This is a genomic window from Microbacterium rhizophilum, from assembly GCF_039605615.1.
Lineage (GTDB): Bacteria > Actinomycetota > Actinomycetes > Actinomycetales > Microbacteriaceae > Microbacterium > Microbacterium rhizophilus.
In genome coordinates this window covers 52,224-67,272 of sequence record NZ_JBCNUN010000002.1, presented here as the reverse complement: position 1 = coordinate 67,272, position 15,049 = coordinate 52,224, and the positions used below count along the sequence as shown (strand labels likewise).

Annotated in this window: 10 protein-coding genes; 6 read left to right on the top strand and 4 right to left on the bottom strand. The window is 74.0% G+C overall.

Annotated features, from left to right (window positions below):
* Positions 1-107: 107 nt before the first annotated feature.
* Positions 108-1,310, bottom strand: coding sequence for an aminotransferase class I/II-fold pyridoxal phosphate-dependent enzyme (locus tag AAD528_RS04290; protein ID WP_345750818.1), 1,203 nt, complete (start codon positions 1,308-1,310; stop codon positions 108-110).
* A 152-nt stretch (positions 1,311-1,462) separates the two neighbouring features.
* Here AAD528_RS04290 and AAD528_RS04285 point away from each other — a divergent pair, with 152 nt between their 5' ends.
* The 3 genes from AAD528_RS04285 to AAD528_RS04275 all read left to right on the top strand — a co-directional run bounded on the left by AAD528_RS04285 (position 1,463) and on the right by AAD528_RS04275 (position 5,805).
* Complete coding sequence (locus tag AAD528_RS04285; RefSeq protein ID WP_345750817.1) at positions 1,463-3,025, top strand: S1C family serine protease; 1,563 nt, start codon at positions 1,463-1,465, stop codon at positions 3,023-3,025.
* Between the two features lie 81 nt (positions 3,026-3,106).
* A complete protein-coding gene (locus tag AAD528_RS04280; protein WP_345750816.1) occupies positions 3,107-4,372 on the top strand; it encodes a CDP-glycerol glycerophosphotransferase family protein in 1,266 nt (421 codons plus the stop codon).
* Positions 4,369-5,805 (top strand): CDP-glycerol glycerophosphotransferase family protein, encoded by a 1,437-nt coding sequence (locus AAD528_RS04275; protein WP_345750815.1) that lies wholly within the window; start codon positions 4,369-4,371, stop codon positions 5,803-5,805. Before AAD528_RS04280 ends, AAD528_RS04275 begins: the two co-directional genes overlap by 4 nt.
* A gap of 7 nt (positions 5,806-5,812) precedes the next feature.
* On the opposite strand, the gene AAD528_RS04270 is transcribed toward AAD528_RS04275, so the two are convergent.
* Positions 5,813-6,826: a glycosyltransferase family 2 protein gene (locus AAD528_RS04270; RefSeq protein WP_345751250.1), complete on the bottom strand. Its 1,014-nt coding sequence runs from the start codon at positions 6,824-6,826 to the stop codon at positions 5,813-5,815.
* Between the two features lie 168 nt (positions 6,827-6,994).
* On the opposite strand from AAD528_RS04270, the gene AAD528_RS04265 reads away from it, so the two are divergent.
* Positions 6,995-8,224: a CDP-glycerol glycerophosphotransferase family protein gene (locus tag AAD528_RS04265; RefSeq protein ID WP_345750814.1), complete on the top strand. Its 1,230-nt coding sequence runs from the start codon at positions 6,995-6,997 to the stop codon at positions 8,222-8,224.
* A gap of 211 nt (positions 8,225-8,435) precedes the next feature.
* On the opposite strand, the gene AAD528_RS04260 is transcribed toward AAD528_RS04265, so the two are convergent.
* Together AAD528_RS04260 and AAD528_RS04255 are read right to left on the bottom strand one after the other, a co-directional pair.
* The gene (locus AAD528_RS04260; RefSeq protein WP_345750813.1) at positions 8,436-9,872 is read right to left on the bottom strand and encodes an MFS transporter; all 1,437 of its coding nucleotides are present in this window, start codon (positions 9,870-9,872) and stop codon (positions 8,436-8,438) included.
* Complete coding sequence (locus tag AAD528_RS04255; RefSeq protein WP_345750812.1) at positions 9,869-11,248, bottom strand: M20/M25/M40 family metallo-hydrolase; 1,380 nt, start codon at positions 11,246-11,248, stop codon at positions 9,869-9,871. The genes AAD528_RS04260 and AAD528_RS04255 overlap by 4 nt, the downstream gene beginning before the upstream one ends.
* 100 nt (positions 11,249-11,348) lie before the next feature.
* On the opposite strand from AAD528_RS04255, the gene AAD528_RS04250 reads away from it, so the two are divergent.
* Together AAD528_RS04250 and AAD528_RS04245 are read left to right on the top strand one after the other, a co-directional pair.
* Positions 11,349-14,072, top strand: a complete 2,724-nt coding sequence (locus tag AAD528_RS04250) for a helix-turn-helix transcriptional regulator (protein WP_345750811.1) — start codon at positions 11,349-11,351, stop codon at positions 14,070-14,072.
* Positions 14,073-14,200: 128 nt separating this feature from the next.
* Positions 14,201-15,025, top strand: coding sequence for an alpha/beta fold hydrolase (locus AAD528_RS04245; RefSeq protein WP_345750810.1), 825 nt, complete (start codon positions 14,201-14,203; stop codon positions 15,023-15,025).
* Positions 15,026-15,049 lie beyond the last annotated feature (24 nt).

Sequence of the window (15,049 nt, the reverse complement as noted above, 5' to 3'; positions counted from 1 at the left end):
GTCGGCCGCTTCGCGGCACGCTCACTTCGTTCGCACAGCGGGCACGCCCAGGGATCCGCAACGGGGCGCGGCCGCTTCGTTCGCACGGGGTCAAGCCCCTGCGGGAGTCAGCGCGCGAGCGCGGCCAGGCGGGCGGCGGCCTCGTCGAGGACCTCGGTGCGCTTGCACGCCGCGAAGCGGATCAGCGTCGCGTACTCGCCGCGCCGCTCGGGCGTCGTGAACGCCGTGATCGGGATGCCGACCACCCCGGCCTCGGCGAGCGGTCCGCGGCAGAAGTCGGCGGCGTCGACCGCGCCGAGCGAGGACGCGTCGGCGACCGTGAAGTACGACCCGCGCGGCGCGGACACGGCCAGGCCCGCGGCCCGCAGGCCGGCGCCGAGGATGCCGCTCTTGCGCTTCATGTCGTCGGCGATCCCGGCGAAGAACGCGTCCGGCAGGCGCAGCCCGACCGCGATCGCGGGCTGGAACGCGGAGCCGTTCGTGTAGGTCAGGTACTGCTTCACGGTCAGCACGGCGGTGAGCAGGTCGGTCGGCCCCGAGATCCAGCCGATCTTCCACCCGGTGGTCCGGAACGTCTTGCCGCCGGACGAGATGGTGAGCGTGCGCTCCCACGCGCCGGGCAGCGTCGCGATCGGCGTGTGAGGCACGTCGAACGTGAGGTGCTCGTACACCTCGTCGGTCAGGATGACCGCGTCGTGCGCGTGTGCGAGCCGCACGATCTCCTCGAGCACGTCGCGCTCGAACACCGCGCCCGTCGGGTTGTGCGGATCGTTGACCAGGATCACACGGGTGCGGTCGTTCACGACCGCGGCGAGCTCGTCGAGATCCGGCTGGAAGCCCGGCCACCGCAGTGGCACCGTGCGCAGGGTCGCGCCCGCCAGCGCGACGCACGCCGCGTAGGAGTCGTAGTACGGCTCGAACACGACGACCTCGTCGTCCGGGCCGTCGACGAGCGCGAGCAGGGCCGAGGCCAGCGCCTCGGTCGCGCCGGCGGTCACCACGACCTGCGTCGCCGGATCCACGTCGAGGCCGTAGAAGCGTCGCTGGTGCTCGCCGATCGCCTCGCGCAGCTCGAGCAGGCCGAGCCCCGGGGGGTACTGGTTCGCCCCGGCGGAGATCGCCTCGCGCGCCGCTTCGAGCACCTCGCGCGGGCCGTCCTCGTCGGGGAAGCCCTGGCCCAGGTTGATACCGCCCGTGGCGGTGGCCAGCGCGGTCATCTCCGCGAAGATCGTGCTCGCGACGGATCCATCGGGCCGCAGCAGCCCGGCGCCCGCGGCCGTGCGGCGCCAGGCGCCCGTGATGTGATCCATCCGGCCAGGCTACCGGCGACACGTCGCCGGATCGGAGCCGGCCGGGTCATCACGGGCGCCCGCCCGGAAGTCACACAAGCGGCTTACGCTCGTCATAGGAAGTCCAAAGGATGCGGCGCGACGCTGTAGGAGCTTTGGAAGAAGGAGCAGCCATGGACAACCAGCGTTCCGACGAGAACTCGCAGGGCCAGGACCCGCAGAACCCGCCGCAGACCCCGCCCCCGGCGGCGCCGCAGGGCGGCGACTACCGCGCGCCGCACGACCTGCACGTGCCGCCGCGGCCCCCGGCCCCGCAGGCGCCGTACACCGCGCCGCACGGGTCGATGCCGCAGGCGCCGTTCACCGCCCCGGGCCAGCACGGCGGTGCCTACGGCGGGCAGGCGCACTACGGCCAGCAGGGCCAGTCGTTCGGTCCCGCCGGGCACGCGCAGACGCAGGCCACCGAGCCGCTGTCGCCGGAGTTCCGGACGGCCGCGCCCGCCGCGCCCCAGGCCGACGGCGCGGACAGGCAGCGCCGCAAGGGCGGCGCGGGCCGCGTGGCCGCGCTCCTGGTGGCGGCCGCGCTGGTCGGCGGCACCGCGGGGGTGGGCGGCTCCGCGCTGTGGGACCAGTTCGACGGCACGCCCGGCGTCGCCGGCGGCGCCACCGGCCCCTCCAACATCACGGTGAACAACCCCGGCTCGGTCAACGAGGCCACGGCCGTCGCGACCCAGGTGCTGCCGAGCGTCGTCACGATCGACGTCGCCGGCGAGTCCGAGGCGGGCAGCGGATCCGGCGTCATCGTGAGCAAGGACGGCTACGTCGTCACCAACACGCACGTCGTGACGCTCGGCGGCGCGACCGCGTCGCCCGACATCCGGGTGACCGCGTCGGACGGGAGGATCTACCGCGCCGAGGTCGTCGGCACCGACCCGACCTACGACCTCGCCGTGATCAAGCTGCAGGACGCGCAGGGCCTCACGCCCATCGAGTTCGCCGACTCGTCGAAGCTCAACGTCGGCGACACGACGGCGGCTGTCGGCGCCCCGCTCGGCCTGCCGAACACCGTCACGACCGGCATCGTCAGCGCGCTCAACCGCAGCATCGAGATCGCGTCCTCCGCCGCGCCCGACTCCGGCGAGGGCGACGACACGCAGCCGTCTCCCGAGGACGACGGCGGCAGCCCGTTCCGCTTCGACAACGGCCAGCCGCAGCAGCAGGACGTGCCGAGCCAGTCGATCTCGATCTCGGTGATCCAGACCGACGCGGCCATCAACCACGGCAACTCGGGCGGCGCACTGGTGGACTCGCAAGGCCGCCTGATCGGCGTCAACGTCGCGATCGCCTCGTCCGGCGGGAACGAGGAGTCCGGATCCATCGGCGTCGGCTTCGCGATCCCGGCCAACATCGTGCAGCGCATCAGCGACGAGCTGATCGAGAACGGCGAGGCCACGCACGGCCTGCTGGGCGCGAGCGTGCAGCCCTCCAGCGTGGACGAGAACGCCACGACGTCCGGGGCGCTGATCGCCGAGGTCACGGGCGGCGGCGCCGCCGAGAAGGCCGGCCTGCGCAAGGGCGACATCGTCACGGAGTTCAACGGCGTGCGCATCGGCACCGCGGTCGACCTGACGGCCCAGGTGCGGGCGGTCGCCGCCGGCAGCGACGCCACCGTGACGTTCGTGCGCGACGGCCAGACCCGCACGGTGGACGTGACATTGGGAGAGCTGCAGCAGTAGCATCGCCTCACCCGAGGGCCACTCCGCGAGCCCCGACCCGCTCTCTCCGCAACCCGGGAGAACGTGTCATAGGCTCGCGGAGTGGCCTCTTTCTCTTTCCGCGCGGGCAACGCGCGGAAGATCGCGCGGCTTCCGCTGTACGCGCTGGGGCGCCTCGTCACTCTCGTGCTCCCGCGGACGCGGCGCTGGGTGTTCGGCTGCGGCGCCGGCATCGGCGACGGCCCGCTCGAGCTCTGGCGCGTGGCGCAGGATCGCGGGCGCGACGCCGTCTGGCTGACCGACGACCCGGATGAGGCGCGCCAGGCCGCCGCGCTCGGCATCGCCGCGCTGCGCACGTCGTCCCTCGCCGGTTTCTGGGCGACGGCCCGCGCGGGCGTGATCGTGGTGGCGTACGGTCTCGGCGACGTCAATCCGTACGCGATCAGCGGCGGGCTGTTCGGCCGCCCGGTCGTCGCGCAGCTGTGGCACGGCATCCCGCTCAAGCGCGTCGGGCTCGACGCGCCCGAGACCGTGCGCAGCCCGATCCCGGTCGCGGCGCCGCTCGTCAGCCGGGCCATCGGCATCCTGTACCGTCTGTCCGCGCGCCGGATCGACATCCTGCCGGCCGCCTCGCACCTCGTGCGCGGGCGCCTGGAGTCGGCGTTCGGCCTGCCCGACGACCGCATCGTCGTGACGGGCGAGCCCCGGGTCGACGCGCTCTCACGCGGCACCGCGGACGAGCGGCGCGCCCACGCGCGGGCGCTGCTCCGCCGACTGATCCCGGACCTGCTGGGCGGGCCGCGCCTGGTGCTGTACGCGCCGACGTGGCGCGACGGGGAGCCGGATCCGGCCGTGCCCGGCGCGGACGACTGGCGCGCGATCGACGAGACGCTCGCGCGGCACGACGCCGTGCTGCTGGTGCGCTCGCACCGCCTCGGGGCCGGCGACTACGCGCCGCCCGCCGGCGTGAGCCGCGTGCGCGCGCTCGGCGCCGACGTGCTCGGCGACGTCACACCGGCGCTGCCGGGCCTGGACGCGCTCGTCACGGACTACTCGTCGCTCGCGTACGACGTGGCGCTCGTGCCGCTGCCCGTGCTGTTCCTGGCACCGGATGTGGAGGCTTACGCGCGGCGCCGCGGGTTCTACGGCGCCTACGGCGACGTCGCCGGCGACGATGTGGCGACGACCTGGGGCGAGCTGGTGCCGCAGCTGGACGCCCTGCTCGGCGACGACGCGGTCGCCGCCGAGCGCATCCGGCGCTCCCGCGCGCTGAGCGAGCGGGTGCACGCCTTCCGCGACGGCCGCAGCGCCGAGCGCGTATACCGCGCGATCGAGGCCCGCATCGCACGAGAGGAAGGGATCGGATGATCTCGCAGACCACGGCCCGGTTCGAGCCCGCCGACGCGCAGCTCGTGATCCGGGGCGCGGGCCCGCGCCCCGCGACCGCGACGCTGACCGGGCGGCGCGCGCACACCGCCGCGCGGATCACCGGCGGCGGGAAGACCTGGACCGCGCGGTTCCCCCTGCGCGCCGCGCGCTGGGGCGGCCCCGCGCTGCCGCTGCCGTCGGGGGAGTACCGCGTGCGGATCGACGGCGTCGAGCTCGACGCCGAGCTTCCGCTGCGCCTGCTGCCGGGCCTGCGAGCCGAGCTGCGCGGCGACCGCGTGGTCGTCGGCCCGCCGGTCGACCCCGTGTACGACGGCGCCGAGGCGCAGGGCGCGCTGGAGCGCCGCTACATCGACCACCACTCGGCGCTCGAGAACGCGGTGTTCTTCGAGAGCTTCTACGGCCGTGGCGCCGGCTGCAACCCGTTCGCGATCGACCGTGAGCTCGCGCGGGTCGCCCCCGACGTCATCCGGTACTGGAGCGTCGTGGACCTCTCCGTGCGCGTGCCCGAGGGCGCGATCCCCGTGGTGGAGGGCAGCCCCGAGTGGTGGCGCGCGCGCAGCGTGGCGAAGCTGCTGGTGGTCAACGACTGGCTGCGCCGCCGCTACGCCGGGCGCACGGGACAGACGGTGCTGCAGACGTGGCACGGCACGCCGCTCAAGCGGCTCGCGCTGCACCGTCCGGGCTTCGATCCGCGGCGGATCGGCGCCGTCATCAAGGAGTCGCGGCGCTGGCACGTCCTGCTCGCGCAGAACCCATACGCGGCCGGCATCCTGCGCAGGGCCTACGCCTTCCTCGGGCGGCCGATCTGGGTCGAGGGTTACCCGCGCAACGACGTGCTGACCACCGGCGACGCCGCCGCCGCGCGCGCCGAGCTCGGCATCGGGCCGGGCGAGCGCGTGCTGCTGTACGCCCCGACGTGGCGCGACGATCGGCAGGAGATGGTGGACTTCCTGGATCCGACCGCGCTCGCGGCGGCGACCGGGTCCGTCGTGCTCGTGCGCGGGCACTCCCGCACGCTGAACCAGGGACAGGATGCCGCGGGCGCGCGCGTGATCGACGTCACCGGGTATCCGGACACCGCGCCTCTGCTGCTGGCGGCGGACGCCCTGATCACGGACTACTCGTCGGTCATGTTCGACTTCGGCGTGACGGGCAAGCCGATGTACTTCCTCGTGCCCGACATGGAGCACTACCGCGGCGAGCTGCGCGGCTTCTACTTCGACCTCGCCGCCCACGCGCCGGGGCCGCTCGTGCGCACGCAGGACGAGCTCGTCGCCGCGCTCGCCGCGGATCCGGCCGAGCACGCCGGTCGCTACGCCGCCTGGACCGCGCGCTTCAACGCCCGCGACGACGGCCGCGCGGCCGAGCGCGTCGTGGCCCGCATCCTCGACCGCGGGTACGTCAGCCGCTGAGAACCGGTTACGGCAGCGGCGTGTTGCGGCCCGCCAGGCGGGAGGTGTCCACCGTGTCGTGCGCGCCGCGCGCGAGGCCGCCGAGGAACCCGGCGCCCCAGGCCAGGTGCATCGTCGGCAGCACGGCGAGCGTCCAGAGCTTGTCGCGCAGGCCGGATCCGCCGCCGGGCCCGATCGCGACCGCAAGGACCAGCAGGACGTACGCCGCCACCGGGGCGTACAGCACCGACCACGCCGCTCCCAGCACGCCGGTCAGCTGCAGCGCGCCCAGGACGACGCTGAGCACGACCGCGAGCACGAGCGCGGGCGGCGCGAAGAAGCGCAGCGAATTGCGCATGCCGTAGCGGCGCACGAGCTCGCCGCGCCAGGTCCCCGTCGCGAGGAACTGCCGGGCCAGGCGATGCCAGCTCTCGCGCGGCCAGTACGTCACCGACAGCGCCGGATCGAACCAGACCCGGTACCCGGCCGAGCGGATCCGCAGGTTCAGCTCCCAGTCCTCGCCGCGGCGGATCGACTCGTCGAACAGGCCGACCTCCTCGAGCACCGCGCGGCGCATCACGCCGAGATAGGCGGACTCGGCCTCGCCCTCGCGGTCGCCGCCGTGGTACGCGCCGCCGCCGAGGCCCACGGGGGAGTTGTACGCGCGGGCGACCGCGCGCTGGAAGGGGGTGCGGCCGGAGGCCTGCATCACGCCGCCGACGTTGCCGGCGCGCGTGCGGGCGAGGGTGCGCAGCGCGCGCGTCGTGTACCCGGGCGCGAGCTCGGAGTGCGCGTCGACGCGCACGATCGTGGGGTGCGAGCTGGCGCGGATGGCCGCGTTCAGCCCCACCGGGATGTCCGCGGCCGGGTTGTCGACCAGCACGATCCGGTCGTCCTCGGACGCCAGCTGCTGCGCGAGCTCGGTGGTGCCGTCGGTCGACGGGCCCAGCGCGAGGACGATCTCGACGGGGCCGTCGACATCCTGCTCCAGCACGGTCTCGACCGCGCGGCGAAGGTAGCGCTGCTCGTTGAGCACGGGCATCACGAACGAGACGCCCGACCCGGCGGGCACTGCCGGGGTGTCCCGGCGGACCGCCTGATTCTGCCGCGGCGACCCCCCGGAGGGCACGCCGGGGCCCTCGGGGGGATCGTTACGCATTCGTCGATCATCCCATGGGGAGCCCGCAAGACCCCTGGTTAGGCTTGTCGGATGGGCATCTCCAGGGACGTGAGGAAAGCTGTCGAACTCGTCCGCAAGGCTGTCGCATCCCGCCAGGCCGTGCAGGAGATCCGGCACACGATCGCGGCCCTCCCGCCCCGCAAGCCGGGGCATTTCCGCATCGCGGTGTACTTCGCCGACGGCGCGGTGAACATGTACCAGCTGCGCCAGTGGTACCGCCCGCTCGCCGAGCTCGCGCAGACGCACCCGGTCGTCGTGATGGCGCGCAACGCCACGGGTGCGGCGGCGCTGCTGAAGGACGACGCGCTGCCGGTCGCATTCGTGCCCGCCGTGCGCGACATCGAGCGGTTCCTGGACGAGCAGGACATCCGGATCGTCCTGTACGTGAACCAGAACACCCGCAACTTCCAGATGTTCCGCTACGGCGAGCGGTGGCACGTGTTCATCAACCACGGCGAGTCCGACAAGATGTACATGACCACGAACCAGTACAAGGCGTACGACTACGCGCTGATCGCCGGTCAGGCCGCGCGCGAGCGCCTCGGCCGCACGCTGTGGGACTTCGATCTCGACCGCCGCACGATCGAGATCGGCCGGCCGCAGGCGGATCACTACTCGGGCGAGCTGCCGTACGCGCCCGACGAGCGCACGGTCGTCCTGTACGCCCCGACGTGGGAGGGCGACCGCCCGGCCGCGTACTACGGCTCGGTCCGCACGCACGGCGAGGCGCTGGTCGCGGCGCTGCTCGCGACGGGCCGCCACCGCGTGATCTACCGCCCGCACCCGCGCAGCGGCGTCGTCGACGCGGAGTTCGGCGCGGCGAACCAGCGGATCATCGAGGCCATCCGGGCGGCGAATGCGGCGGATCCGCGGGCCCACCACGTGTACGACGACCGCCCGGACCTCGGATGGCAGCTGGCCGCCGCCGACGTCGCGATCGCGGACGTCTCGGCGATGGTCTACGACCGCCTCGCGGCCGGCAAGCCGCTCCTGATCACGCGCCCGGCGGATCCGGCCGCGCAGATCGACGAGGGCGGATACCTGTCGGCGTGCGAGTGGCTGCGGGCCGAGGACGCGCCGCGCATCGCCGAGGAGGTCGAGCGGGTGCAGGCCGACCCCGAGGCGGCCGCGCGCCTGCACCACTGGGTCACGCACTACTTCGGCGACACGACCCCCGGCGCCGCCACCGCCCGCTTCCACGCCGCGATCGAGCAGCTCCTCGCCACCTGGGACGACTGGCGCTCGCGCGCGGCCGGCTGACGGCTCGGGTCGCTCGGTCGTCGGAGCCGCCGCTCGTCTGTCGGGTCGGTGGGGCTGGTGTGGCCTCCTGAGGCTCGAGCGGCGACACGAGCAACGGCGACCCGTCGACCGCGCGCGTGCTCCGACGACTGAGGGACGGCCGGATCGCCTCGCGAGCGCTCGCGAGATGCCGTCGCGGATGAACCCCCGCTGGTGTGAGCGAGAGGCGGACTCAGCGGGCGGGCGAGTCGGTGAACGCGCCCTTCGGCACGACCACCAGGGCGGCGGCGGCGACGAGGGCCGTGACGCCGCACACGATCCACACCGTGAGGTAGCCGGCGAAGGATCCGGCGGTCGACTCGGCGACGCCACCCGCGCCGTGCAGCAGGGCGATGCCGAACACGCACGACGCGATCGCGCCGCCGACGGTCTTGACCGCGTTCGTCAGGCCCGTGGCCTGGCCCGTCGCCCAGGATGGTGCGGCCGACGCGGCCGCCGCGGGAAGGGCCGCGACGAGCGCGCCGGATCCGACGCCCGCGATGGCCATGTTGGTCACGACCAGCGCGTAGGCGTCGTGGAAGGGCAGGAACAGCAGGTACCCGATGCCCACCAGCAGCGACGCGCCGATCAGCGCGACGCGCGGCGTCGCCAGCCGCGAGACGACGGGATACAGCAGCGCGCCGGCGATCATCGCGATCAGGTACAGGCCGATGATGAGCGACGTCGCGAACCCGGTGGTGCCGAGGCCGTAGCCGTGCACCGCGGGATCCGTGCGCGCGAACGTCGACAGCGGCGCCTGGGCGCCGAGCACGCTGACGCCGAACAGGCCGGCGGTCAGGAACACGGGCCACAGCGCCGGATCCGCGAACATCCGCACGTCGATGAGCGGATCGGCCGAGCGCCGCTCCCACACCGCGAACGGCCAGATCAGCACCACGCCGCCCGCGACCAGCAGCCACGCGAGCCAGCCGCCCTCGAGGCGCAGCAGGCTCAGCCCGCCCGTGAAGGCGAGCAGGGCGATCGTCAGCAGGATCACGCCGCCCGTGTCGAACCGGCCGCCGCTCACCACGGGCGACTCGGCCACGCCGAACAGGATGACCGCGAAGCACGCGACCACCGCGAGCGCGGGCACCAGCAGCACGATCCACAGCGGCAGCGCGTCCACGAGCGCGCCGCCGACGAGCGCGCCCGTGATCGCGCCGACCTCCAGCGCGGCCACGAGCAGGCCCGCCGCCCGCGCGGTCAGGACGGATCCGGATCCGGTCGCGCGCGCCCGCGACCAGATCAGCGCGATCTCGAGCGGCAGCCAGACGACGTAGAAGCCCTGCAGGGTCCACGCCACGAGGAACACGGCGAACGAGTCGGTGAACGGCAGGGCGAGTGACGCGGCGGCCGTGAGCGCGGTGGAGGTCAGCAGCATGCGCTTGTGGCCGACCATGTCGCCGAGCTTCGCGAAGATCGGCACGACCAGCGCCGACAGCATCAGCTGCGAGCCCTCCAGCCAGTTGACGTCGGCGTCGTGGATGCCGAGGTGCCGCGCGATGTCCGTGAGCATCGGCGTGTACCAGCCCTGCAGCACGCCGCTCGTGAACTCGACGAACGCGAGGAACCCGACGACGCCGGCGAGCGCGCCGAGCCTCGCCTTCGAGGTCGACGTGATGGTGGTCACTTGTGCTCCGTGAGGTTCGTGAGGAGGGCGACGTGGAAGTCCCGCCCGCGCTCGAGGGAGGAGATCTCGACCCGCTCGTCGACGCCGTGGATCGCCGCGCGCTGAGCCGCGGACATCGCCAGGGGTGCGAAGCGGTACACGGCGGGGGAGAAGCGGTGGAAGTGCCGCGCGTCGCTGGCCTGCATCATGATGTACGGCGCGGGCAGCGCATCCGGGTAGGCGGCGCGCGCCGCGGCGGCGATCGCGGCGAACTCGGGGCCGTCGACGGGCGACTCGGGCGACGGATCGCTCCCCTCCAGTACCTCGACGCTCACCTTCGGATCCCGGACTCGGCGCCGGATGCGGCGCAGCGAGCCGGCGACCGTCTCGCCCGGGAGGATCCGGACGTTCAGCGTCGCGGACGCGCGCGCCGGCAGCACGTTCGCGGCCGATCCGCCGTCCAGCAGGGTCGCGGCGATCGTGGTGCGCACGAGGGCCGCGGGCTCGCCGCCCGCGAGCGCGAAGGCGCGCGCCGTGAGCGGCCGGACCGCGGCGAGAATGCGCAGCAGCACGGCGGAGGGACCGGACGTGCGACCCGCGAAGGTGCGCAGCATGCGCGCGATCGCGGCGGGGACGCGGGCGGGAAAGGTGCGGGCGTCCAGGCGCGCGACGGCCGCCGCGATGCGCGCGATCGCGGTCGTCCCGTGCGGCGCCGAGGCGTGCCCGCCGTCGCCGCGCGCCTCGATGCGGAAGGTGGCCACGCCCTTCTCGCCGACGCCGATCATCGCCGCCCGGCCGGAGACGAACGGCAGGGGAGCGTCCACGACGGCGCCGCCCTCGTCCACCACGAGCCACGGCACGACGCCGCGCTCGCGGAGGGTCTCCGCGATGGCGCGCGCGGCGTCGCCGTACGTCTCCTCGTTGCCGCCGAACGACAGGTACACGTCGCGCGCGGGGGCGAACCCCGCGGCGAGGAGATCCTCGACGGCCTCCAGGATCACGAGGAGCGGACCCTTGTCGTCGAGCGCGCCGCGGCCGTGCACCCATCCGTCCGCGATCACGCCCTCGAACGGGCGGTGCGTCCAGCCGTCCGCCTCGTCGGCGGGCACCACGTCGTAGTGCGCCATCAGCACGACCGGCGCGCCGGCGGCGCCCGTGCCGCGCCAGCGGTAGAGCAGGCCGAGGTCGGTGATCCGCTCGCGCTCGAGCGCCGCGTGCATGCGCGGGTAGAGCTCGGCGAGGAGGTCCGTGAACTCCTCGAACGGGGCGGATCCCCGGGTCTCGCGCTCGGCGCTCACCGTCGGGATCCGGATCATGCGGGACAGGCGCGCGCCGGATCCCTCGCGGCGGGGGACGTCGTCGGGGCGCGAGGAAAGGAGGTGGCTCGGGTGTGCCATGCGCTCACATTAGTGGTCGGCGCGGTCGCCGGAAGAACCCCAGGGCAGACCGGAATACCGATGCTTCCGCCGCGGATCCCCGGGCAGTACGTTTCTCGTGATGCCCCCCATCCGGTTCCTCGGCCGCACCGACGAGCTGCACCGCCTGCACACCCTGATCAGCGGTGCACGCAACCACGTCGCCGGTGCGCTCGTCGTCGTGGGCGAGCCCGGGGTCGGCAAGAGCACGCTGCTCGCCGAGGCGACGGCCCAGGGCACGGGCGCGCGGGTCGTCAGCATCGACGGGTACGCCGTGGAGTCCCGCATCGCGTACGGCGGTCTGCATCGGCTCGGGCGCGCGCTCGGCGCGCAGCTGGACGTCCTGTCCGACCGGCAGCGTCGGGCGCTGCTGGTGGCCGCGGGTCTGCGCGACGGACCGCCGCCCGAGCTCGCGCTCGTCGCGCTCGCGACCCTCTCGCTGCTGGCCGCGGCGTCCGAGCACGAGCCCCTCGTGTGCGCCGTGGACGACGCACACCACCTCGACCCGGAGACGCTGGAGGTGCTCGGGTTCGTCGCGCGTCGGCTGTCGGCCGAGCGGCTCGCACTGCTGTTCGCCTGCCGCGAGGACGAGGGCGTGGTGCGCGCGCTCGCGGGAGTGCCGTCCCTGCGCCTCGAAGGTCTGGATCCGGCGACGGCGACGGAACTGCTGCGCGAGCACCTCGGCGCCATGCTGGATCCCGTGGTCGCGGGGCAGGTGATCGCGGAGACCGGCGGCAACCCGCTTGCGCTCACCGAGCTGGGGGAGGGGCACGACGTCCATCAGCTGACGCGCGCCGTGCTGTCCGGATCGCCGGTGCCGATCGGCCGCCGTCTCGAGCGTCACTACCTGGGCCGCGTCGACGGGCTGCCGGGGCCCGCGCGGCGCTGGCTGCTGCTCGCCGCCGCCGAGTCGCGCGGCGACACGGAGGTCGTGCGGGCCTCGGCGCGGCGCCTGGGACTGCCGGACGACGCGGCGTCGGAGGCGGAGGTGGCGCGGCTCGTCGAGATCCACGACCGGATCCGCTTCCGGCACGCGATGGTGCGCGCGGCCGTCTACAACGCCGCGAGCGACGCCGACCGGCGTGCGGTCCACCGAGCGCTGCGCGAGGAGACCGCCGCACGCGGCCTGGACGAGGTCAGCTCGTGGCACGCCGCCACCGTCGTGGCCGACAGGGAGGTGGTGGACGAGCTCGTGGCGCTCGCGGACAGGGCCTCCTCGCGCGGCGGACAGGCGTCGCGCGCTCGTCTGCTCGCCCGCGCGGCGGATCTCGCCGGCGACACGTCGCGGCGCCGCGCGCTGCTGATCACCGCGGGCGAGGCGGCGGTCCGCGCCGGCTCGGCGAGGCTCGCGCTGGAGCTCGTGGACGAGATCGACGTCGGCGACCTGGGCCCGGTGGAGCGCGGCCGGCTGCTGTGCGTGCGCGCGTTCAGCGGCCTGTTCATGGCGGATCCGACGATCCTGCGCGCGGGAGCTCGGATGCTGCTCGAGGCCGCGGACTGCTTCCACGACCTCGCGCCCGAGCTCGAGCAGCGCACCCTGCTGCACACGCTGAACTTCGCCCTCGCGGTCGAGCTGGACATGGCGGGAGGCGTGACACTCGAGGTGCTCGGCCGGCGGTTCATCGCTGGCGCCGCGGCGGCCGAGGGCCCGTACGCGATCGTCCTGCGCGCACTCGCGGCGTTCGTGCTGGAGCCGTACGCGGATGCGATCCCGCGGCTGAAGGAGGCACGGGCGACGCTCGAGGCGCTCGACGACGCGACCCTGCTGGAGTTCAGCTACGTCCTGATCCCGCCGACGCTCGGCCTGTGGGACATCGAGGGCGCGGCGCGGCTGCTCGAGCGGACCATCCGGATCGCCAGGGAGCACGGGGCGCTGCGCGAGGCGGACTCGGCGCTGTGGGTCCTGAGCTCGGTCGCCCAGACACTCGGGGACATGCGGCGCGCGCAGGACTGCATGGATCAGGCCGCCGAGCTGCGCCGGGCGGTCGGCTACGAGGAGCAGCAGGTGGTGAACCCCGCGCTGCTGGCCTGGGCGGGCGCTCCGGACGAGCTGGTCGAGCAGATCGTGGCGGCGCTCGCGGCGGCGGGGTGGGCGGGCGTGGTCCGGATCGCGGAGGCCGCGCTGGCCATCGGTCACATCGCCGATGGGCGCCACCGGCAGGCATACGAGCGGCTCGCGGCCCTCGTGGCCGAGCCGTTCCTGCAGGCGACGTTCCACCAGCTGGCGGAACTGGTCGAGGCGGCCTCACGCTGCGGTGAGCGCGCCGCCGCCGAGCGGGCGACGGCGCAGCTGTGCGAGTACGCGAGGCTGAGCGGGCAGCCGTGGGCGAGGGCCATGGCCGAGCGCTGCCTCGCCCTGCTGGCCGAGGACGCCGACGCCGAGGCGCACTACCTCGCGTCGTTGCGCCACCTGGCGGCGATCGACGCGCCGGGCGAACTCGGTCGCGGGCACCTGCTGTACGGCGAGTGGCTGCGCCGCGTGCGTCGACGGCGCGACGCGAAGGACGAGCTGCACACGGCGCTCGAGCTGCTCGAACGCGTCGGGGCCGTGCGGTTCGCGGCTCGCGCTCGACGCGAGCTCGCGGCCTCGGGCGAGGACCCGCAGCAGATCCAAGCCGCGCGCACCGACCTGACCGGGCAGGAGGCCGTGGTCGCACGGCTCGCCGCGCGGGGCGCCACCAATGCGGAGATCGGCGCGGCGCTGTTCATCAGCCCCAACACCGTGGACTACCACCTCCGCAAGATCTACCGGAAGCTCGGCGTCAACTCCCGCCGCCAGCTCGCCGATCTCGCGGTCGACCTGTGAGAGCACGCCGCGCGTAGTCCGTGCGGCCGCGGTCGAGCTCCGACTACGTGCCGCACGTGGTGCGCCCGGCCGCGCCCGCGAGGACCATGGCGGCTATCCGATCCCGCCCCACCTCACAGGAGACCGCCATGCCGTACGTGACCACAGACGACGGAGCCCAGATCCACTACCTCGACTGGGGCGGCGACGGCAGCCCCGTGCTGCTCAGTCACGGCTGGCCGCTCAACGCCGATGCGTGGGAGGCGGCGGCGCTGTTCCTCAGCCACCGCGGGCACCGCGTGATCGCGCACGACCGGCGCGGCCACGGGCGGTCGACCCGCACCTGGGGTGGCAACGAGATGGACACCTACGCGGACGACCTCGCGTGTCTCCTCGACAACCTCGACCTGAACGACGTGACGCTCATCGGCCACTCGACGGGCGGCGGGGAGGTGGCGCACTACGTCGGCCGACACGGCAGCGCGCGCGTCGCGAAGCTGATCCTGGTCTCCGCGGTGCCGCCGCTCATGGTCCAGCAGGACGACAACCCGCACGGCGTGCCGATCGACGTGTTCGACGGCATCCGCGCCGGCGTCACTCGCGACCGCTCCCAGCTGTACCGCGACCTCGCCGACGGGCCGTTCTTCGGCAACAACCGCGGCGGCGACGTGTCGCAGGGCATCCGCGACGCGTTCTGGCTGCAGTCGATGGCGGCCGGGGCGCACAACGCGTACGACTGCGTCGCCGCGTTCTCGGCCACAGACTTCCGTGCCGACCTGGCGAAGATCGACGTCCCGACCCTCGTGATCCACGGCGACGACGACCAGATCGTGCCGTTCGACATCAGCGGCCGACTGTCCGCCGAGCAGATCGCCGGCGCCACGCTCCTGATCTACGAGGGCGGCGCGCACGGACTGCCCGACACGGATCCCGCCCGGCTGCACTCCGACATCCTCGCGTTCATCGAATCCTGACCCGCCCGCCCCGACCCGATCCGA

What these genes read in the sequence shown, in the direction of transcription:
- AAD528_RS04265 (WP_345750814.1), top strand. Translation starts at nt 6,995, where the DNA reads ATGGGCATCTCCAGGGACGTGAGGAAAGCTGTCGAACTCGTCCGCAAG.
- AAD528_RS04250 (WP_345750811.1), top strand. Translation starts at nt 11,349, where the DNA reads ATGCCCCCCATCCGGTTCCTCGGCCGCACCGACGAGCTGCACCGCCTG.
- AAD528_RS04255 (WP_345750812.1), bottom strand. Translation starts at nt 11,248, where the DNA reads ATGGCACACCCGAGCCACCTCCTTTCCTCGCGCCCCGACGACGTCCCC.
- AAD528_RS04285 (WP_345750817.1), top strand. Translation starts at nt 1,463, where the DNA reads ATGGACAACCAGCGTTCCGACGAGAACTCGCAGGGCCAGGACCCGCAG.
- AAD528_RS04275 (WP_345750815.1), top strand. Translation starts at nt 4,369, where the DNA reads ATGATCTCGCAGACCACGGCCCGGTTCGAGCCCGCCGACGCGCAGCTC.
- AAD528_RS04245 (WP_345750810.1), top strand. Translation starts at nt 14,201, where the DNA reads ATGCCGTACGTGACCACAGACGACGGAGCCCAGATCCACTACCTCGAC.
- AAD528_RS04290 (WP_345750818.1), bottom strand. Translation starts at nt 1,310, where the DNA reads ATGGATCACATCACGGGCGCCTGGCGCCGCACGGCCGCGGGCGCCGGG.
- AAD528_RS04270 (WP_345751250.1), bottom strand. Translation starts at nt 6,826, where the DNA reads ATGCCCGTGCTCAACGAGCAGCGCTACCTTCGCCGCGCGGTCGAGACC.